Source organism: Microbispora amethystogenes, from assembly GCF_016863015.1.
Taxonomy (GTDB): domain Bacteria; phylum Actinomycetota; class Actinomycetes; order Streptosporangiales; family Streptosporangiaceae; genus Microbispora; species Microbispora amethystogenes.
Map to the genome: position 1 here is coordinate 99,190 of NZ_BOOB01000003.1, position 20,076 is coordinate 119,265.

The window sequence follows — 20,076 nt, forward strand, 5'->3', positions numbered from 1 at the left end:
CGCACAAAGCGAGCCGTTAGCGTGCGTGTGTGTCGATCGAATGGGTGAACCGGGCCGTCGACGGCCTCCGCGCCTGGGGGCGGGAGAGGAACGTCGAGGTCGACGTCGACGAGGTACGGCTGCTGTGCGACTACGCCAGCGACTATCTGGAGGTCAACGAGCTGGGCGATTTCCGGCCGGGCACCTTCGAGGAGCTCCTGCTGGAGATCTACCCGCGCAAGGTCATCGCGCCGCCCGAGAGCGCGCCGGAGACGGTCGCCGCGGCGCGCACGCTGGTCGAGTTCCTCCTGGACACAGGCGAGATCGGCGGCAAGACCGCCGCCCGGATGCGGGCGACGATCGACGAGATCGAGCCCGAGATGCCCCGGGCGCTCGCCGACACGTCCAAGTTCGGCATGGCCAAGAGCCTCTTCAGCGCCATCGGCCCCGACTCGCTGGAGCTCGACGCCGCGGGCGGCCGGGCCGAGGGGGAGACGGACGGCCCCGACTGCGACTGTCCTGGCTGCGCGCCGCTGCCGCCCGTACGGCTCGCGCCGCCCGACGAGGTGGCGCGCGCGGCGCGCGAGGTGCCGCTGCTCGCCGACGCCCACCGCGTGGTGACGTGGCTGGCGGAGGGCCGCCGCACCCTCACCCTGCGCCGCTCGCTGCGCGCCGCGGACGCCCGCGCGATCAGGGACGGCCTCGGCGTGCGGCGCCCCGAGGCCGCCTGGCGGCTGGCGCTCGAACTGGGGCTGGCGCACTCCGGCCCTCCGGCCGTCGAGGCGGCCGAGGGCTTCCGCGACCTTGCCGGGCGCGGCGACGAGGAGGTGCTCGACCTCTGGACGGGGGCGCTGGAGCTGCTGATCGAGGGCCTGGTGCCGCTGACCGGCGAGCGGGTGGTCGACGACGGGATGGCCCAGATCCACGACCTGCTCTACCGGCTGCAGTCGCCCGTGCCGGTGGACGCGCTCGCCGACTACCTGCGTGAGCTGGCCGACGGGCGGCCGGTGGGACGGCTGGACGAGGCGCTGAACGGCCTGGTGTACGCGGGAACGGTCCAGCGTACGGAGGACGGCCTGGCCCTCACCGCGCACGCACTGTGGGGCCTGCGCGAGGTCTACGCGGGCATGGGCATGGACGCGCCGCTCGCCCCCGACCTGGCCGAGGGTGACGCGAGCGGCCTCATCGCGGGCCTCATCGGCGACGGCCCGGCGGACGAGGCGGCCGAACGGGACATCGCCGAGTGGCTGTCCCGCCGTACGCCCGAGCAGGCCGCGGCGGAGCTGCTGGCCGCCGTCGCGGGCGCCCCGGCGGAGGTGCGCGGGGTCGCGGTGACCATCGTCGACCGGCTGGGCCGGGAGGCGGCCCCCGTCGTGCGGACCTACCTGGACGACGCCGAGCTCCGCCCGCACGCCATCCACTGGCTGTCCTCGCGCGGCCTGGAGGCCCCCGCGCTCACGCCGGACGAGGTGCTGTGGATGAGCGTCGACATGCTGGCGCTGGCGCTGCCCGCCGCCGAGGCCGACCCCGAGGGCTTCGCGGAGAACATCGCGGCCTCCGGCCCGCCCCCGCATCTGATCGAGGACATGTGGCGGGTGGAGCACCCCGACGTCGTCGAGGTTCTGGAGCTGCTCGGCAACACGCTGCGGGACCAGGCCGCCGCGAAGGCCGCCCGGAAAGCGGCCTTCAAGGCACGTTCGCGGGGCATCAGGTGACTGCTGTGCAGTAAGTTGCTGGAATGGCCGACAGCGACGTGCTCACCTTCCCGCCGGTCGACATCGCCCCCGACGAGGAGCTCGTCCACGCGGTCCGGGAGGTCCCCCTCGTACGCGACGCCCGCCGCCTCGCCGAGTGGGTCGAGGGCCGTTGCGCGGCGTCCCCCCGGGGCGTCTGCGAGGTGACGGAGCAGGGGCTGCCGCACCCGGCCGAGGCGGAGGCGGTCGTCGCCGCGCTGGACCTGGCGGCCGCCCGGCTCCGGCTGCTGTGGGTGGTCGCGGTGAACGGCCGTCTCGTGGAGGTCACCCGCCAGGGCGCCCGTCCCGGGCCGGGCGTGCCCGACCCCATGGAGTTCTGGGACGGCGTGGTCATGGACGTGCTCGACCGGACCGAGGAGGGCCTCACCGGCTCGGCCGTGGTCGACGAGCATCTCACCGAGATCCTCGCCACGATCTACTCGGTGCGCGAGGGCATGCCGCTCGCGGCGCTCGCCGGAGGCATCCTCCAGGCGCACGAGGTGGGCTGCGAGGCGCGGGCGGCGGACCTGCGCCGGCTGCGGATGACCCTGCCGGGCGAGCTGTCGGCGGCGATGGCGCTGCTGGAGTACTGCGGGCTGATCGAGCTGACCGGCGAGCTGGTCCGCCTCACCCAGCCCGGCGTGTGGGCGGTGCGCCGCGACCTGCTGCGGGAGGGCCACGACGCGCCGTCCCTGGGCGAGGTGGCCGCGCTGGCCGAGCTGGGGGCGGCCGACCTCATCGACGCGATGCTGCACGGCCGGGCGTCCGCCAGCGCCGCCACCCTGTGGCTGGAGCGCCGGGTCCCGGAGGACGCCGCGCGGGAGCTCATCAAGATCGCCGCCTCGGGTGACGCGGCCCAGCGCGGCACCGCGGGGACCGTGCTGGAGGAGCTGGGCCCCGAGGCCGCCCAGGCCGTACGGGAGGCTCTGGACGAGCCGATGATGTGGCGCTACGCCGCGGCCTGGCTGGGCGTGCGGGACCTGGAGGCGCCCGCGCTCGGGGAGGGCGACGGCGCCTGGGTGGCGGTGGACACCCTCGCCGCCCTGCTCTACATCGGCGCCCCGGTCGACTCGGTGGCCCACTTCGACCTGCTCGGCGAGGACCTGCTCGCGCTGGTGCCCGAGATGGGCCGGGCCGATCACCCCGACGCCCTCGCCGTGCTGGAGATGCTCGGCCGGCACCACCCCGATCCGCTGATCGCGAAGACGGCCAGGAAGACGGCGATGAAGGTGCGCTCGCGCCCTTAGCGGGCACTCCCGCGTGGGCCTTCACCCCCGGCGTGAGCGCCGGAGCACAGGCTCACAGTTCGGTAGACTGTGGTGATCCTCCTCGTGTGCGTGACGTGAACGGAGCCCACCCTTGGCCATTCAGCCGATCCGCCTGTTCGGCGATCCCGTGCTGCGCACGCCGGCCGAGCCGGTGGTCGACTTCGACAAGGAGCTGCGCAGGCTCGTGAAGGACCTGACCGACACGATGATGGACGCGCCGGGCGCCGGGCTCGCCGCGCCGCAGATCGGCGTCGGGCTGCGCGTGTTCACCTACTACGTGGACGAGCAGCTCGGGCACGTCATCAACCCCGATCTCGACCTCGGCGACGAGCTGGACGAGGAGGGCGAGGAGGGCTGCCTGTCCTTCCCCGGCCTGTCCTTCCCCACGCCGCGGGCGATCCGGGCGGTCGCCAAGGGCTTCAACATGCACGGCGAGCCGGTGACGATCGAGGGCACCGACATCATGGCGCGCTGCTTCCAGCACGAGACCGACCACCTGGACGGCGTGCTGTTCATCGACAGGATGGACGTCAAGCAGCGCAAGATCGCCATGAAGGCGATCCGCGAGGCCGAGTGGAGCGGCCTGTCCGCCCCGGTGGTGAAGATCTCGCCGCACGCCACGCAGGGACGGGCCCTGTAGTGCGCCTGGTCTTCGCTGGCACCCCCGACACCGCGCTGCCGTCGCTGCGCGCCCTGCTCGACTCGCCCCGGCACGAGGTGGCCGCCGTCGTCACCCGGCCGGACGCGCAGTCGGGCCGGGGGCGGAGGGTGCATCCCAGCCCGGTGGCCCAGCTCGCGGAGGAGTCGGGCATCGAGGTGCTCAAACCGGCGAAGGCCGGCGACCCGGACTTCCTGGAGCGGCTGCGGGCGATCGGCCCGGACTGCTGCCCGGTGGTCGCCTACGGTGCGCTGCTCCCGCAGACGGCCCTCGACATCCCACCCCGCGGCTGGATCAACCTGCACTTCTCCGTGCTGCCGGCGTGGCGGGGCGCGGCCCCCGTCCAGCACGCCGTACTGCACGGCGACGACGTGACCGGCGCCTCGACCTTCCGCATCGTGAAGGAACTGGACGCCGGGCCGGTCTTCGGCGTGCTGACCGAGCCGATCCGCGACGACGACACCAGCGGCACGCTGCTGGCCCGGCTCGCCGAGGCGGGCGCGGGCCTGCTGCTGGCCACTTTGGACGGCGTCGAGGACGGCGCGCTGGAGGCGCGCCCGCAGCCCGCGGACGGCGTCAGCCTCGCCCCCAAGATCGAGGTCGACGACGCGCGCGTCGACTGGGCCGCGCCCGCGATGCGGGTGGACCGGCTCGTGCGGGCCTGCACGCCCGCTCCCGGCGCGTGGACCGAGTTCCGCGGCCAGCGGGTCAAGATCGGCCCGGTACGGCTCGCCCCCGACGCGGACAAGCTCGCCCCGGGCGAGATCGCGGCCACCAGGAAGACCGTGCTCGTCGGCACCGCGAGCCACCCCGTCGAGCTCGGCGAGGTGCAGCCGCAGGGCAAGCGGCAGATGACCGCCGCCGAGTGGGGCCGTGGTGTCCGCTTCGACGACGGTGAGACGCTGGTCTGAGGGACCTCGCGCCGCTGTCACCAGCGGTGTGCCCGGACGGCGTCGCGTCGAGGCGTTCCGGGCGGTGCCGGCGCGGGCCCCCGTACGCCCGGCGGCGCGTGGCGGAAGAAGGCGCTAGGGTTGCCCGCTGGTTCGCGGATGGCAGGGTCGAATGGTGGCAGGGTCGGTGGCAGGGTGAAGCAGGGCAGGGGTCAGGGCGGCGACGCCGGGGGCGGCGCGCGGCGCGGACAGCGGGGCGGCCAGGCGGGAAGCCAGGGCGGCCCGACCGGCGGCCAGGGCGGGGGCCAGAGCGGCGGAGGACAGCGCGGCGGTTCCGGCCGGGCCCGCCCGGGACGCGGCGCGCAGCAGGGACGCGGCGCGCAGGCGGAGCACGCGGCCAAGCCCGGGCAGCCGAGGCAGGGCCGTGGCCGCCCGCCGCGCGACGAGGCGCGTAACGCCGCCTACGACCTGATGCGGGCCGTCGACGAGCGTGACGCGTACGCCAACCTGCTCATGCCCACGCTGCTGCGGCAGCGCCGGATCGGCGGCCGGGACGCCGCCCTCGCCACCGAGCTGGCCTACGGGACGCTGCGCGGCCTCGGCACCTACGACGAGGTGATCGCCGCGTGCAGCGACCGCCCGCCGGAGAAGGTCGACCCGCCGCTGCTCGACGCGGTGCGTCTCGGCGTGCACCAGCTGCTGAGCACGCGGATCCCGCCCCACGCCGCCGTCAGCGCCACCATCGACCTCGTACGGCTGCGCGTCGGGCCGGGCCCGTCCAAGTACGCCAACGCCGTGCTGCGGAAGGTCGCGGGCCGCACGCTGGAGCAGTGGCTGGAGATCGTGGCGCCGCCCCGCGAGGAGGACCCGACCGGCAACCTCGCCGTCACCTACAGCCATCCGCGCTGGATCGTCACCGCGTTGCGCGACGCGGTGGGCGGCGACCTGGACGAGACGGCCGCGCTGCTGGAGGCCGACAACGAGCGGCCCCGGGTGGCGCTGGTGGCGCGGCCCGGGCGGGCCACGGTGGCGGAACTGGCCGACGCGGGGGCGGAGCCCGCCGCCTACTCGCCGTACGCCGCGTATCTGCCGGAAGGCGACCCCGGCTCCCTCGCGGCGGTGGGGGAGGCGCGGGCGGCGGTCCAGGACGAGGCCAGCCAGCTTGTCGCGCTCGCGCTGACCCGCGTGCCGCTCGACCACGACACGACCTGGCTGGACATGTGCGCGGGCCCCGGCGGGAAGGCCGGGCTGCTCGACGCGGTGGCCACGGAGCGGGGCGCCCGGCTGCTCGGCGCCGACCTGCAGTATCACCGCGCCCGCCTGGTCTGGGGCACCACCCGCGAGGCGAAGGTGATCACGGCGGACGGCACCCGGCCCGCCTGGCGGCCCGGCGCGTTCGACCGGGTGATGCTCGACGCCCCCTGCACCGGGCTCGGCGCGCTGCGCAGGCGGCCGGAAGCCCGCTGGCGGCGCGACCCCCGGAGCATCCCCGAGCTCACCGCGTTGCAGCGGCGGCTGCTCGACTCGGCGCTGGAGGCCGTCAGGCCGGGCGGCGTCGTGGCGTACGTGACCTGCTCGCCGCACCTGGCCGAGACCCGCGCGGTGGTGGAGGACGTGCGCGACCGGGCCGAGGTGCTGGACGCGCGGGCGTTCCTGCCCGAGGTCCCGGGGCTCGGCGACGGGCCGTACGCGCAGTTCTGGCCGCATCGGCACGGCACCGACGCGATGTTCCTGGCCCTGCTGCGCCGTCCCTGAGAAGCGTCGCCGCCACCGCCTTCCCGGGGCGGCACAGGGGCAGGCACAGGGGCAGGCACAGGGCAGGCACAGGGCAGGCAGGGGGCAGGGGCGGTGACTCGCGGCGCGAACGCGGCGTCGCACCGGGCCGAACGGCCGCGTCCGGCCCGGGCCGCCCCGCCGTCGCCGCGGGGCAGGGGCGGGGACTTCGGGCCAGGGCTGAATAGACTGCAGGGACTATGGCCGTTCAGATCTCGCCCAGCATCCTGTCCGCCGACTTCGCCCGCCTCGCCGACGAGGCCGCGCGGGTCGAGAACGTCGCCGACTGGCTCCACGTCGACGTGATGGACTACCGGTTCGTGCCCAACCTCACGCTCGGCCTGCCGGTCGTCGAGTCGCTGCTCAAGACGACCTCGACGCCGGTCGACTGCCACCTCATGATCGAGGAACCGGACCGGTGGGCGCCCGACTACGCCGAGGCCGGCGCGGGCAGCGTCACGATCCACGCCGAGGCCGCCAAGGCGGCCGTGCGCACGCTGCGGGCGATCCGCGCGGCCGGGGCCAGGGCCGGTCTGGCGCTGAACCCGGCGACCGCCGTGGAGGGCTACGAGGACCTGCTGCCCGAGATCGACATGCTGCTCGTCATGACCGTGGAGCCGGGCTTCGGCGGGCAGCGGTTCCTCGACATCGTGCTGCCGAAGGTGTCGCGGGCCCGCACCCTGATCGACAAGTACGGCGGCGAGGTGTGGCTCCAGGTCGACGGCGGCGTGTCCACGGAGACCATCGAGCGCTGCGCCGAGGCCGGAGCCGACGTCTTCGTGGCCGGCAACGCCGTCTACGGCGCCGACGACCCCGCCCGCGCCGTCGAGGAGCTCAGGAACCTCGCCGAGCGGGCCACCCCGCCGGCCTGACCGGCCCATCCGACCGGCCTTCCCAGCCCGGGCAGGGCGCGGCCCGGGTACGCGGTGGCGCACCCGCGCGGCCGGCGCCGAGGACAGAGGTGGGGCCGGGCAGGAGCAGGCCAGCGCGGGATCAGGCCAGGGCGGGGTCGAGGACCACGTCCTCGCCCTGGGTGGTGGGCGCCTCGGGGAAGTGGCACGCGGTCAGGTGGCCCTCGCGGTTGCCGCTGAGCCGGACCAGGGGCGGCACCTCCTCGGCGCACTTGTCCTGCGCCTTCCAGCAGCGCGTGCGGAACCGGCAGCCGGACGGCGGGTTGATCGGCGAGGGCACGTCGCCCGCGAGGCGGATGCGCTCACGCGGCTCGCTCGACATGTCGGGCTCGGGCACCGCCGACAGCAGGGCGTGCGTGTACGGGTGCCGGGGCCGCTCGTAGATCGACGCGCGGTCGCCGATCTCGACGATCTTGCCGAGGTACATGACCGCGACCCGCTGCGAGAAGTGCCGGACGATCGCGAGGTCGTGCGCGATGAACAGGAACGCGATGCCGAGGTCGCGCTGCAGTTCCTGGAGCAGGTTGACCACCTGCGCCTGGATGGAGACGTCGAGCGCCGACACCGGCTCGTCGGCGATGATCAGCTTGGGGTCGAGCGCCAGGGCCCGGGCGATCCCGATGCGCTGCCGCTGGCCGCCGGAGAACTCGTGCGGGAAGCGGTTGTAGTGCTCGGGGTTGAGGCCGACGATCTCCAGCAGTTCCTGCACCCGCTGCCTGCGCCCGCCCGGCGGGTCGATGTCGTTGACCTCCATCGGCCCGCGGATGATCGTGCCGACGGTCTGGCGCGGGTTGAGCGAGCTGTACGGGTCCTGGAAGATCATCTGGATCTCGGGCCTGATCGGCTTGAGATCCCGGCGCGAGCTGTGGGCGATGTCCCGCCCGCGATAGAGGATCTCGCCCGAGGTGGGTTCGAGCAGGCGGGCCGCCAGGCGGCCGGTGGTGGACTTGCCGCAGCCCGACTCGCCCACCAGGCCCACGGTCTCGCCCTCGCCGACGGCGAGGTCGATGCCGTCCACCGCGTGGACGGCCCCGACCTGGCGCTTGATCAGCGCGCCGCCCCGTACGGGGAAGTGCTTGACCAGGCCCTTGAGCTCCAGCAGCGTCTCGTTCATGCGCGGTCCTCGGTCCGGTCCTCGGTCTGCTCGGTCTGGGCGGTGCGAAGTTCGCTCTTCTGGGCGAGGGTGAGATAACAGGCGTCCCCGTGCCCCGTCTCGGGGGAGATGTCCGGCCGTTGCCCGAAGCACAGTTCGGGCCCCGCGAGCCGCGGATAGTCGCAGCGCGGGTGGAACGGGCAGCCGGACGGCGGGTTGAGCAGGCTCGGGGGAGTGCCGCGCACCGGCTTCAGCGGGACGTCCACGCTGGAGTTCAGCCGCGGCATCGACGACAGCAGCCCCCACGTGTAGGGGTGGCGCGGCTCGCGCAGCACCTCGCGGACCGTGCCGCGCTCGGCCGCCCGCCCGGCGTACATGACGAGGACGTTGTCGGCGGTGTTGGCCACGACCCCGAGGTCGTGGGTGATCAGGATGATCGAGGTGCCGAACTGCTGCTGCAGGTCCTTGAGCAGGTCGAGGATCTGCGCCTGCACGGTCACGTCGAGCGCGGTGGTCGGCTCGTCGGCGATGAGCAGGTCGGGGTCGCAGACCAGCGCCATGGCGATCATGGCGCGCTGCCGCATGCCGCCGGAGAACTCGTGCGGGTAGTGGTCCACCCGCACCTCCGGCTGCGGGATGCCCACCCGCCGGAGCATCTCGACGGCCCGGTCCCGGGCCTCCTTCTTGCTCGCGCCCCGGTGCTTGCGGTAGACCTCCCCGATCTGCCGGCCGATCGTGTGGAACGGCGACAGCGCGGTCAGCGGGTCCTGGAAGATCATCGCGACCCGGTCGCCGCGGAGCTTCTCCATCGTCGCGCGGTCGGCGGAGATCAGCTCACGGTCCTCCAGCCAGATCTCCCCGCCGATCCGCGTGTACGCCGGGTTGTGCAGGCCCAGGATGGCGAGGTTGGTGACGGACTTGCCCGACCCCGACTCGCCGACGATGCCGAGCGTGGTGCCCTTCTCCAGATCGAAGGACAGGCCGTCGACGGCGTGCACGACGCCGTCCTCGGTGCTGAACTCGACGCTCAGGTCACGGACGGAAAGGAACGGCCCGGGGCCGCGAGAGGTCCCCGGCTCGCCGCTCCACGACACGGTGGTCACTTGCTGCTCCAGTTCCAGGTTTCGGGCGTTCGGCTCGATGCGGCGCGGCTCAGGTCAGGCGGACCCGCGGGTCGATGAACGCGTAGAGCACGTCCACGACGATGTTGAGGAGGACGATCATCGCGGCGCCCACGATGGTCACTCCGAGCAGCATCGGGAGGTCGTTGTTCTGCACCGCCCGCACGGCGAGCTCGCCGATGCCGTGGAGGGTGAACGTCTGCTCGGTGATGATGGCGCCGCCCAGCAGGGTGGCGAGGTCGACACCGAAGATCGTGACGATGGGGATCATCGCGCCGCGCCAGGCGAACCGGAAGAACACCGTGCGGTTCGACATGCCCTTGGCCCGCGCCGTGCGGACGTAGTCCTCGGCGAGCTGCTCCACCATCTGGGAGCGGGTCATCCTGGTGTAGTTCGCGGTGAAGATGATCGACAGCACCACCCACGGGAGGAGCAGGTGGGTGAACCAGCCCACCGGGTCGTCGGTGATCGGCACGTAGGACGGGCGCGGGATCAGCTGCATGGTGTCGACGAGGTAGAAGGCCAGCAGCGGGCCGACGAAGTAGATCTGCAGCGAGGCCCCGATGACGGACGAGGCACTGGCGATCTTGTCGAGCGGCTGCCCGACCTTCCAGGCCGCGATCATGCCGGTGACGATGCCGAACGCGAGGATGACGATCGACGCACCGAAGGTCAGGGACAGCGTCACCGGGAAGCGGTCCACGATGGCGCCGAACACCGGCTCCTGCGTGGCGAAGGAGTAGCCGAGGCAGGGGGCGGGGCAGTCGCCGAACTGCACGAGCTCCCGGCCGGCGAATATGCCCGCCAGCCAGTGCCAGTACTGCACGAACAGCGGCTCGTCCATGCCCAGGTTGTGCCGGACCAGCTGGAGCGTCTCCGGCGGGCAGATCTTGCCGCAGAACGCCCGGGCGGGGTCGCGGGGGACGGCGTAGAAGAGGTAGAACGTGACCGCGCTGATGATCAGCAGGATCATGAGGGCGCCGAGGATCCGGCGTACCAGGAAGCTGGTCATGGTCTCGTACGTGCTCCAGCGGTCGGAACGGGCGGGGGCCCGCCGCCCCACCCGCGGGGGCGGAGGCGGCGGACCCGGGTGGTGCTACTTCACGTAGATGTTCAGCGCGGACTGCTCGCCCTGGATCGGGTCGAACCGCACCCCGCCGAGGCCCGAGCCGTACAGGCCGAAGTAGGTCTGGTAGAACTCGGGGATGATCGCGGCCTGCTCCATGATCTGCCGGTCGATCGCGGCCCACGCCTTGCCGGCCTCGGCCGGGTCGGTGGCCGCGTTGGCCTTGTCGATGGCCGAGTTGATCTCCGGCACGTTCAGGTGGCTGTAGTTCGGCGCGTTGTCGGAGATCTGGCGGCCGTCGAACTGCGGCTGGATCGCGGTGGAGCCGGTCGGCCAGTCGGCCGCCCAGCCGCCCCAGTAGACGTCGTACTTGTTGTCCACCGGGCCGATGGCGTCGTAGTAGGTGCCCGCGTTCAGCGGCTTGCCCACGACCTTGATCCCGGCCTTGCCCAGCGCCTCCTTGATGGCGATGGTGACCTTCTCCTGCGTCGGCGTCTGGTTGTAGGCGTAGACGATGGTCGGGGTGGCGTTCCCGGCCTTCGCCAGCAGCGCCTTCGCGGCCTCGGGGTCGCCCTCGGGCTTGCTCGACTTCTCGTACAGGTCGAACGCCTCGTAGCCCAGCACGGTCGGGCTCATCACGGTGGTGGCGATCTTACCGGCCGAGATCTCGCCGCCCTGGAGCTGCTGGATCTGCTTGGACGGCCAGGCCAGCTGGATCGCCTTGCGGACGTTGACGTCCGTGACCCGCTTGGTGTTGATGTTGTAGAAGGTCGTGAACGGCGTCAGGCCCTGCAGCGACCGCTTCATCAGGTCGGGGTTGCCGAGCACCTCCTGGATCCGCTCGGGGGCGACCGGGTTGTGGAAGGTGAACGCCTGCTTGTCGTTGCCCGTGTCGGCCATGAAGCGCTCGGTGGACTGCTGGCTCTGCAGGCCGAACTCCATGTGGAACTTGTCCGGGTACGCGTGCCGAATCGGGTCGGTGTTCTTGTCCCAGTTCTCGTTGCGCTCCAGGTCGAGCGACTTGTCCGTCACATGGCTGACGATCTTGTACGGACCGGACGACCAGGGCTGCTTGTCGTACTTCTGCTTGGTGTCGTGCGCCTTCGGCACGGCGCCGTAGCCGGTCATGGCGACGGTGAAGTTGAAGTCCGGGTGCGCCGCGTTCAGGTGGAAGACCACCGTCTTGTCGTCCGGCGTCTCGATCGTGTCGAGTTCCTTGCCGTCGTACGGGCCCTTGTACTGGTCGCGGAACGGCTTGTTCGCGTCGGGGACCAGCCACGACTCGGCGTAGTCGGGGCCCTCGGTGATGAAGTCGGCGAACAGGCGCTCGAAGCTGTACTTGATGTCACCGGAGGTGATCGGCGCGCCGTCCTGCCACTTCAGGCCGTCCTTGAGGGTGAACTTCCAGGTCTTGCCGCCGTCGGTGGTCGTGCCCGTGTCGGTCGCGAGGTCGCCGACGAGCTTGATGTTGCCCGCGTCGTCCTGCTTGTAGTTGGTCAGCGTCCGGGTGAACAGGGCCGACACCGAGGAGTTGTAGTTCAGGTAGACGCGGCCGGGGTCGAGGTGGCTGAAGTCGTCACGGTCGATCATGTAGACCGTGCCGCCCGGCTTGGCACCCGGGACCTCGGGGGCCGGTCCCGTGGAGTCGCCGGCGGTGCCGACCGATATCGCGCTGACGGCCTTGTTCTCCAGCGGCTTCTGGGAGCTGCCCGCGGCACCCTCGGGGGCCCCGCCGCCACCGCCCTTGGCGCAGCCGGCCAGCGCCAGCGCGCCCGCCGCGAGCACGGCCGTCATGGAGACGAATCGCCTGCTGTGCGATCTCATGTGGTCCTTCCTATGGAGGTGCGCGCTCATGGGTCAGCGCTTGGTGCGTGGGTCGAAGGCGTCGCGGATGGAGTCTCCGAGCAGGTTGAAGGCCACAACGAAGATCAGCATCGAGACGCCGGGGAACAGCAGGTAGGTGACGTCGGAGTGGTAGACGTTCACGCCCACCTGGAACATGCGGCCCCAGTCCGGGGTGGGCTCGGTCATGCCCACGCCGAGGAAGCCGAGTCCCGCCTCCGCGCCGACGTAGAGCGGGAGCGCGAGCGTGGCCTGGATGATGATCGGCGTCCAGAGATTGGGCAGCAGTTCCTTGAAGATGACCCGGGCCGGCGACGCGCCGGTGACGCGGGCGGCCTCCACGAACTCGCGCGCCCGCAGCGACAGCACCTGGGCGCGCAGCAGGCGGGCGATCGTGGCCCAGCCGAGAACGGTGAGGACGACGCAGATCGACACGTACCGCAGCCAGACCGGCGTCTCCTCCTCGGGCAGCACGAGAGCCGCCTCGACGACCGGGAGGAAGACGATCAGGAAGAGCTGCGAGGGGAACGCGAGCAGCGTGTCGATGACCCGCCCGATCACGTAGTCGGTGCGGCCGCCGATGTAACCCGACGTGATGCCCATCACGACCCCGATGATCGTGGTGAGCACGGTCACGATGACGGCGATGCTCAGCGAGGTGCGGATGCCGTACACCAGTTGCGTGAAGACGTCCCGGCCCAGGCCCGGCTCCAGGCCGAACCAGAAGTCCCCGCTCATGCCGCCGTTCGGCGCGACGGGATAGCCGAACGGGTTGAGCAGGCCGGGCTGGTTCTGCCCGTACGTGGTGTACGGGTCCTTGCCGTACAACCCGGCGATCACGGGAGCCAGGAGCGCGATCAGGAAGAAGGCGAGCACGACGATCGCCGAGGCGACGCCTGTCCTGTCGCGCCGGAAGCGGCGCCACATGAGCCGCCCGGGCGAGCGGCCGACGACGGCGGAACCGGACGCGGCCGGGTCCGCGGTGTCCGCGGGCTCCGCGGCGGCGTCGGTCGCGGTCGAGGGGGGGAACGTCACGGTTCGGTGCTCCCGGGTGGACCATTAACGATCGGAAGAGATCCGACTATAGGGAACCCTGGCAACTGATTTCGCAGGGGTCAATCACTTCGCGCGGACAGTTCGCCGCGTTCTTGCTTCGTTGTGCAATGTAAATCACCTTGTGTCCTGCTACCGCGTTGACCTTGGTGGACGCACCGCGGGACACTGCATATTACATGAATGCACTTATGTCACAACTTTGTGACATAACCCACACATACCCGAGAAGAAGTGCACCGGTAAGAATCCTTGTTCGATCACCACTCCGATCACCGCAATCCCGCGCTATGGCCGTCGAGCCGGGCATGGCTACACTGGTGGTAGCAGAGCAGCGTGCTCCGGGGTCGGTGTAATTCCGAACCGGCGGTGACATCCCTGCCCCCAGGGGTGAAGTCCGCGACCCGGCCGAAGCCATCGGCCGGTGGACCTGGTGAGACTCCAGGACCGACGGTGAAAGTCCGGATGGGAGGAAGCGCGCGAACGGGCGGCCGTGTGCCGCCGGGCGTCCCCACGGGGCCGCCCGGCAGCGGGCTGCCCGAGCAGGTGGTGCGAGGCCGCATCCCGATCGTTCCCCGGGGCCCGCCGTTACGGCAACGGCGAGAGGAAGACCGGGTGACCTCGCGGGACATCCTTCACATGCGGCGCGCGATCGCGCTCGCCGCCCGCGGACTGGGCGGCACCAGCCCCAACCCCGTCGTCGGCTGCGTCGTCCTCGACCCGTCGGGCGAGGTCGCCGGGGAGGGCTTCCACGCCTACGCCGGCGGCCCGCACGCCGAGGTCGCGGCGCTCCGCGAGGCGGGCGGACGGGCCCGGGGCGGAACGGCCTACGTGACGCTGGAGCCGTGCGCCCACACCGGCAGGACCGGGCCCTGCGCCACCGCCCTCCTGGAGGCCGGGGTGGCGCGGGTCGTCGTCGCCGTCCCCGACCCCAACCCCGTGGCCGCGGGCGGCGCGGAGGTCCTGCGGCGGCACGGCGTGCGGGTGGACGAGGGCGTGCTGACGGCGGAGGCCGAGGAGGGCAACGCCGCCTGGCTGACCTTCGTACGGGCCCGCAGGCCCTATGTGACCTGGAAGTTCGCCGCGACGATGGACGGCCGCTCGGCGGCCTCCGACGGCACCAGCCAGTGGATCACCTCGCCGGAGGCGCGCGCCGACGTGCACCGCCTGCGGGCCGAGAGCGACGCCGTCGTCGCCGGCATCGGCACCGTGCTCGCCGACGACCCCCGGCTGACCGTACGGCCGCCCGTCCGTCCGGCCGCCCGCCCGCCTGCCGAACCCGGCGCGGCCGCCGACGGGCCGCCGCGCGCCGCGCCCGTGCTGCGCGTCGTCGCCGACCCCGGCGCCCGTACCCCCGCCGGCGCCCGCGTGCTGGACGGCGAGGCGCCGACGCTGGTCGCGGTGGCCGAGGACGCCGCCGTCCCCGCCCACCTGTCCCAGGTCGTACGAATCCCCCGTGTCCAGGGGGGAATAGATCTCCACGCTCTCCTGGCTGAGCTGCACGGGAGGCAGATCGTGAGCGTGCTGGTCGAGGGAGGTCCCACGCTCGCGGGCGCGTTCCTGCGGGAGGGCTTGGTCGACCGGGTCGTCGGCTACCTCGCCCCGGCGCTGCTGGGCGCGGGCGCGGCGGCCCTCGGCCCGGCGGGCGTCTTGACGATCACCGAGATCCACCGGCTGGAGTTCGCCTCGGTGACCCCCGTCGGGCCGGACCTCAGGGTGGTCCTGCGGCCCAAGGCCCCCGCGCACCAGTCCTCCCTTCCCGCATCTTCCCTGGTCACCGATCCCCTGGTTGCAGATCCCCAGGTCGTACAGTCCCCTAAGGAGAGCTGAGATGTTCACCGGAATCGTCGAGGAGCTCGGCGAGGTCGTGGCTCTGGAGTCCCTGGGCGACTCCGCGCGCCTCACGGTGCGCGGCCCGGTCGTCACCGGCGACGCCCGGCACGGCGACTCGATCGCCGTCAACGGCGTGTGCCTCACCGTGGCGGGCGCGGAGGGCGACTCCTTCACCGCCGACGTGATGAAGGAGACCCTCGTCAGGTCCGCGCTCGGCGCGCTGCGCCCCGGCTCGCGGGTCAACCTGGAGCGCGCCGTACGGGCCGACCAGCGGCTCGGCGGGCACATCGTGCAGGGCCACGTGGACGGGACCGGGGAGGTGCTGTCGCGCGAGCCCGGGGAACACTGGGAGGTCGTGCGGATCTCGCTGCCCGCCGGTCTCGCCCGCTACGTCGTGGAGAAGGGCTCGATCGCCGTGGACGGGGTCAGCCTGACCGTGGCCGCGGTGACCGGAGACTCCTTCGCCGTCAGCCTGATCCCCACCACCCTGGAGCTCACCACGCTCGGCCGTAAGGGGCCCGGTGAGCCGGTCAACCTCGAGGTGGACGTCATCGCCAAGTACGTCGAGAAGCTGACCGCGGCGACCGCCAAGGAGGTCGTGGCGTGAGCTGGACCGAGGCGGGATTCGACGTGTACGGCCAGCACGTCCTGTGGACCGACCTGGTGGGCAACGTGTGCGCGCTGGGCACGGTCTGGCTCGCGATCAAGAAGACGATCTGGACCTGGCCGGTGCAGCTGCTCGGGTCGGTCCTGCTGTTCGTGGCGTCGGTCGGCGCGCACATCACGGGCAACGCGCTCAAGCAGGCGCTGTTCGGCGTCCTCGCGGTCTACGGCTGGGTGAAGTGGTCGCGCGGCACCCGCGGCGGCGCGGAGCTGCCGATCCGGTCGGCGCGACCGGGGGAGCGGGCGGCACTCCTCGGCCTGCTGGTCGCCGGGACGGTCGCGGTCGCGCTCACCTTCACCTTCCTCAACTCCCGGGGCTGGAACATCTCCTGGAGCCCCTGGCCCGACGCGTACATCTTCGTGGGCAGCGCGGCGGCGACGTGGGCGCAGGGCAGGGCCCTGGTCGACTTCTGGATCATCTGGGTGGCCGTCGACCTCGTGGGCGTCCCGCTGGCGTTCAGCTCCGGGCTGGTCGTCTCCGGAGTGGTCTACGGGCTGTTCTTCCTGATGGTGATGATCGGCTTCCGCGACTGGCTGCGCCAGTCGCGCGCGCTGCGGGCGGTGATCGCGTGAGCGGGATCAGGCTGGACCCGATCGAGCGGGCCGTCGCCGACATCCGGGACGGCCGGCCCGTCGTCGTGGTCGACGACGAGAACCGCGAGAACGAGGGCGACCTCATCTTCGCCGCGTCCAAGGCGACGCCCGAGCTGGTCGCCTTCATGATCCGCCACACCAGCGGCGTGATCTGCGTGGGCATGGAGGGCGCCACGCTCGACCGGCTCGGCCTGCCGCTGATGGTGCAGGACAACCGCGAGCGGCTGCGCACGGCGTACACGATCAGCGTGGACGCCAGGGACGGCGTGACGACCGGCATCTCCGCCGCCGACCGGGCCAGGACCATCAGGACCCTGTGCGACTCGGCGACCGAGCCGTACGAGCTGGTGCGGCCGGGGCACATCTTCCCGCTGCGTTACCGCGAGGGCGGCGTGCTGGCACGACGCGGCCACACCGAGGCGTCGGTGGACCTCGCCCGGCTGGCCGGGCTGTCCCCGGCCGGCGCGCTCGCCGAGATCGTCAACGACGACGGCACGATGGCGCGCCTGCCGCGGCTGCGCGAGTTCGCCGACGAGCACGACCTCGCGCTCGTCTCGATCGAGCAGCTCGTCGAGCACCGCCGCCGGTCGGAGCGGATGGTCACCCGGGTCGCCGAGACCGGCATCCCGAACCGGTACGGCATGTGGCGCGCGTACGGCTACGCCAGCGCGCTCGACGGCGGCGAGCACCTCGCACTGGTGTACGGCGACCTCGGCGACGGCGAGAACGTGCTCGTCCGGGCGCACTCCGAGTGCCTCACCGGCGACGTGCTCGGCTCCCTGCGCTGCGACTGCGGGGTGCAGCTCGACACCGCGATGCGGATGATCGCCGAGTGCGGCCGCGGCGTGATCGTCTACCTGCGCGGGCACGAGGGGCGGGGCATCGGCCTGCTGGCCAAGCTGCGGGCCTACGGCCTTCAGGACAACGGCAGCGACACCGTCGACGCCAACCTGGAGCTGGGGCTGCCGGTGGACGCCAGGGAGTTCTCCAACGCCGGGCAGATGCTCGCCGACCTCGGCGTGAAGTCGGTGCGGCTGCTGACCAACAACCCCGCCAAGACGCGGGGCATGGACGGGTACGGCGTCAAGGTCCTCGGCCGCGAACCCATGCCGGTGGCGATGAACCCCTACAACGAGCGGTATCTCACGGCCAAGCGCGACCGGCTCGGCCACGAGATCTCCGGCGGCGTACCCCGCGACATCCACGGTGAGCACTTCGGCAGGGAGGCGTCATGAGTGAGCGAAGCGAGCGAATAAGCGGGCACAGCGCGATCCGCGCATGCGGCTCCGAGCCGTCGGGCGAGGAGGGCGCATGAGCGGTGTGGGACGGCCGGACGCGGCGGCGGTGGACGCGGGCGGGCTCACCGTCGGCATCGTCGCGGCCCGGTGGCACGAGAAGATCACCGACCAGCTCCTGGCCCGGGCCGTCCGGGCGGCCGAGGACAGCGGCGCGGCCGTGGTCACGGCCCGGGTGGCCGGGTCGCTGGAGATCCCGGTGGTCGCGCAGGCCCTGGCGCGGCGCTGCGACGCCGTCGTCGCGCTCGGCGCCGTGATCCGGGGCGACACGGCCCACTTCGACTACGTCTGCGACTCGGTGACCGCGGGGCTGACCAGGATCAGCCTCGACGAGTCCACCCCCGTGGGCAACGGGGTGCTGACCTGTGACACCCTTGATCAAGCGGTCGAGCGGTCCGGCGTGCCGGGCAGCAAGGAGGACAAGGGGTACGAGGCGACGATCGCCGCCCTGGAGACCGCGGTCCTCCTGCGCGGCCTCGCCGGCTGACACCCGCGCGATCCTCGCATCCGCAGCGCCGAGCCGGGAAGATGTCACTGGTGATCACGTTCCGTCCGTCCGCCGGGCACGCCGTACGCAGCCTTGAGGGGGATCGTCATGCCTGAGGGCGTGCCGTCGTTGCCCGTCACCTGGCGGCCCCGGAGCACGACGATCATCGCGTACGGCCTGGCGGCGGTGATGGTGGTGGGCGCGATCGTGCTGGCGGTCGGCCTGCCGGAGCAGTTCAAGCTGGCCGACCGGCTGGGCATGGTCGGCTTCGGGCTGCTCGTGGCGTTCGTGCTGCACCTGCTCGGCCGCCTGCGGGTGCGGGCGGACGAGCGGGGGATCACGGTGGTGAACCCCCTGCGGGTCCACCACTTCGAGTGGGCCGAGGTGCTCGACGTCACGATGGTGGAGGGCGACCCCTGGCCCAAGCTCGACCTCGCGAACGGGCTCAGCCTGGGCGCGATGGGCATCCAGAGCACCGAGAGGGAGCGCTCGCGCCGTGCGGTGGCCCAGCTCACCGCCCTCATCCGGGAACGCGGCGAGGCCCCCGACCATCTCTAGTCCGGAAAGGCCGCCGTAATCGGCGAATATCGGCAGTCCTGAAATAATTGACATGGCCCGAATGGGGCTCGCCTCCTGGACTCTGGACGTGGCCTCCAGCCGGGAGTCGCAAACGGGCGATAAGCCCAATTCGGGCGACATTGCGAGATCTGCCATTCCGTGGGGGAGAACACTGCAGGCGCGGCGGCTGGCCTGCGATCTCACCACCAAGGAGCCGGCCAGGCGGGCGGGTTGCGATCCGGCGTTCGTCGTCTGGCTGGAAATGCTCCCGGCCCGGCCGTCGGGCGGTCTGGCCGATCGGGTGGAAACGGTGCTGGATCTGCATCTCGATCCACCGTCGAGGACGCCGCCCGGACCCGGCCCCGAGGGGCGGATAAGCAGGAGGGCCTTCACCGGCTCGCTGAGCGCCATGGTCTACTACGCGGCGAGCCGCGGAGACCTCGCCGGCGCGGCCCTGCGGCCGAGGCTCGGCCGGGAGATGATCGACGATCTGGACGCGGCCCGGCTCGCTCTGGTGGCGCGCGAGCGTGCCTTCGGCCCGGCCGAGTTGCTCGCCTCGGCCGTCGGCTACCTGTCGCTGATCCGGCGCCTGCTGCGGGAGAGGGCCCACGGCGCTCTCGGCCGGGACCTGCTCATGACCGGCGCCCAGTGGGCCGACTTCGCCGGTTGGCTCCATCAGAGCGCCGGCGCCCCGGCCGCCGCCGCGATGCGGGCGTTCCTGTTGCAGCAGCAGGCGCACGCCTACAGCGGCATGGGAGTGCGGAAGATCGGCCTGCGGCTTCTCGACGAGGCCGACGAACTGGTCGACGGCGCGCACGCCCACGACGACTCAGGTGAGAGGAACCTGATCAGGGCGGATTACGTCACGCACGCCTATCTCGCTCTGCAACGCGGCAAGGTCCTGACCGACACCGGGCGTCCCCGAGCCGCCATAGAGGCGCTGGAGGCGGGCATGCGGAAGTGGCCGCGGGATTTCTACCGGACTTGTCCGCGGCGCTCCGACCTTCAGGCCGGTCATGAAGCGGACTCTTCCGCGTAGCGGGGCAGGAAAAGCGGATTCGCCGTCAAGGCGGATCGGCGTCCGGTAGCGTGAACGTGTCAGGTACCGCCGGATGGGCGGGAACGGAACCTTCGGGTTCGAAAGCCTGTGGAGACCAGGTGAGACCACTTCGGTGGCACAGGTCGCTGAAGCGGGAGGATCGACCTCGCGATGCGCACGCTCAAGGCCGTGAAGCGCGGAGAGCCCATCCTACCGGTCT

The 20,076-nt window shown here is 72.1% G+C and carries 18 protein-coding genes and 1 riboswitch; of the genes, 13 read left to right on the forward strand and 5 right to left on the reverse strand.

Annotated features, from left to right (window positions below; translation table 11 throughout):
- The first annotated feature begins 29 nt into the window (after positions 1-29).
- The 6 genes from Mam01_RS01665 to rpe all read left to right on the forward strand — a co-directional run bounded on the left by Mam01_RS01665 (position 30) and on the right by rpe (position 7,173).
- The gene (locus Mam01_RS01665) at positions 30-1,694 is read left to right on the forward strand and encodes a hypothetical protein (RefSeq protein WP_239100954.1); all 1,665 of its coding nucleotides are present in this window, start codon (positions 30-32) and stop codon (positions 1,692-1,694) included.
- 23 nt (positions 1,695-1,717) lie between these two features.
- Positions 1,718-2,959, forward strand: coding sequence for a hypothetical protein (locus tag Mam01_RS01670; protein ID WP_204283583.1), 1,242 nt, complete (start codon positions 1,718-1,720; stop codon positions 2,957-2,959).
- Positions 2,960-3,071: 112 nt separating this feature from the next.
- Positions 3,072-3,620 (forward strand): peptide deformylase, encoded by a 549-nt coding sequence (gene def, locus Mam01_RS01675; RefSeq protein ID WP_204283585.1) that lies wholly within the window; start codon positions 3,072-3,074, stop codon positions 3,618-3,620.
- Complete coding sequence (gene fmt / locus Mam01_RS01680; protein ID WP_204283587.1) at positions 3,620-4,549, forward strand: methionyl-tRNA formyltransferase; 930 nt, start codon at positions 3,620-3,622, stop codon at positions 4,547-4,549. The genes def and fmt overlap by 1 nt, the downstream gene beginning before the upstream one ends.
- A gap of 450 nt (positions 4,550-4,999) precedes the next feature.
- Positions 5,000-6,283: an RsmB/NOP family class I SAM-dependent RNA methyltransferase gene (locus tag Mam01_RS01685; RefSeq protein ID WP_239100986.1), complete on the forward strand. Its 1,284-nt coding sequence runs from the start codon at positions 5,000-5,002 to the stop codon at positions 6,281-6,283.
- A gap of 218 nt (positions 6,284-6,501) precedes the next feature.
- Complete coding sequence (gene rpe, locus Mam01_RS01690; RefSeq protein ID WP_150933048.1) at positions 6,502-7,173, forward strand: ribulose-phosphate 3-epimerase; 672 nt, start codon at positions 6,502-6,504, stop codon at positions 7,171-7,173.
- 121 nt (positions 7,174-7,294) lie between these two features.
- On the opposite strand, the gene Mam01_RS01695 is transcribed toward rpe, so the two are convergent.
- From Mam01_RS01695 to Mam01_RS01715, 5 genes are all read right to left on the reverse strand, one after another.
- On the reverse strand, positions 7,295-8,326 hold the full coding sequence (locus tag Mam01_RS01695; RefSeq protein ID WP_150933049.1) for an ABC transporter ATP-binding protein: 1,032 nt from the start codon (positions 8,324-8,326) through the stop codon (positions 7,295-7,297).
- Positions 8,323-9,408 carry an ABC transporter ATP-binding protein gene (locus tag Mam01_RS01700; RefSeq protein ID WP_275408885.1) on the reverse strand — a complete coding sequence of 362 codons (1,086 nt, stop codon included), beginning with the start codon at positions 9,406-9,408 and terminating at the stop codon, positions 8,323-8,325. The genes Mam01_RS01695 and Mam01_RS01700 overlap by 4 nt, the downstream gene beginning before the upstream one ends.
- 49 nt (positions 9,409-9,457) lie before the next feature.
- Positions 9,458-10,438, reverse strand: a complete 981-nt coding sequence (locus tag Mam01_RS01705; protein WP_150933051.1) for an ABC transporter permease — start codon at positions 10,436-10,438, stop codon at positions 9,458-9,460.
- A gap of 84 nt (positions 10,439-10,522) precedes the next feature.
- The gene (locus Mam01_RS01710) at positions 10,523-12,316 is read right to left on the reverse strand and encodes an ABC transporter substrate-binding protein (RefSeq protein ID WP_204283591.1); all 1,794 of its coding nucleotides are present in this window, start codon (positions 12,314-12,316) and stop codon (positions 10,523-10,525) included.
- A gap of 33 nt (positions 12,317-12,349) precedes the next feature.
- Positions 12,350-13,369 (reverse strand): ABC transporter permease, encoded by a 1,020-nt coding sequence (locus Mam01_RS01715; protein ID WP_204283593.1) that lies wholly within the window; start codon positions 13,367-13,369, stop codon positions 12,350-12,352.
- A 350-nt stretch (positions 13,370-13,719) separates the two neighbouring features.
- Positions 13,720-13,870, forward strand: a riboswitch (FMN riboswitch).
- Positions 13,871-14,002: 132 nt separating this feature from the next.
- On the opposite strand from Mam01_RS01715, the gene ribD reads away from it, so the two are divergent.
- The 7 genes from ribD to Mam01_RS01750 all read left to right on the forward strand — a co-directional run bounded on the left by ribD (position 14,003) and on the right by Mam01_RS01750 (position 19,856).
- A complete protein-coding gene (gene ribD / locus Mam01_RS01720; protein WP_239100955.1) occupies positions 14,003-15,217 on the forward strand; it encodes a bifunctional diaminohydroxyphosphoribosylaminopyrimidine deaminase/5-amino-6-(5-phosphoribosylamino)uracil reductase RibD in 1,215 nt (404 codons plus the stop codon).
- 1 nt (position 15,218) lies between these two features.
- Positions 15,219-15,827: a riboflavin synthase gene (locus Mam01_RS01725; protein ID WP_204283595.1), complete on the forward strand. Its 609-nt coding sequence runs from the start codon at positions 15,219-15,221 to the stop codon at positions 15,825-15,827.
- The gene (locus tag Mam01_RS01730) at positions 15,824-16,456 is read left to right on the forward strand and encodes a nicotinamide mononucleotide transporter family protein (protein ID WP_204283597.1); all 633 of its coding nucleotides are present in this window, start codon (positions 15,824-15,826) and stop codon (positions 16,454-16,456) included. Before Mam01_RS01725 ends, Mam01_RS01730 begins: the two co-directional genes overlap by 4 nt.
- A complete protein-coding gene (locus Mam01_RS01735; RefSeq protein ID WP_239100956.1) occupies positions 16,453-17,712 on the forward strand; it encodes a bifunctional 3,4-dihydroxy-2-butanone-4-phosphate synthase/GTP cyclohydrolase II in 1,260 nt (419 codons plus the stop codon). The genes Mam01_RS01730 and Mam01_RS01735 overlap by 4 nt, the downstream gene beginning before the upstream one ends.
- Positions 17,713-17,788: 76 nt before the next feature.
- Positions 17,789-18,259, forward strand: coding sequence for a 6,7-dimethyl-8-ribityllumazine synthase (gene ribH, locus Mam01_RS01740; RefSeq protein ID WP_204283598.1), 471 nt, complete (start codon positions 17,789-17,791; stop codon positions 18,257-18,259).
- Between the two features lie 108 nt (positions 18,260-18,367).
- Positions 18,368-18,817, forward strand: a complete 450-nt coding sequence (locus Mam01_RS01745) for a PH domain-containing protein (protein WP_204283600.1) — start codon at positions 18,368-18,370, stop codon at positions 18,815-18,817.
- Positions 18,818-19,127: 310 nt separating this feature from the next.
- Positions 19,128-19,856 (forward strand): hypothetical protein, encoded by a 729-nt coding sequence (locus Mam01_RS01750; protein ID WP_204283602.1) that lies wholly within the window; start codon positions 19,128-19,130, stop codon positions 19,854-19,856.
- The last annotated feature ends 220 nt before the right edge of the window (positions 19,857-20,076 follow it).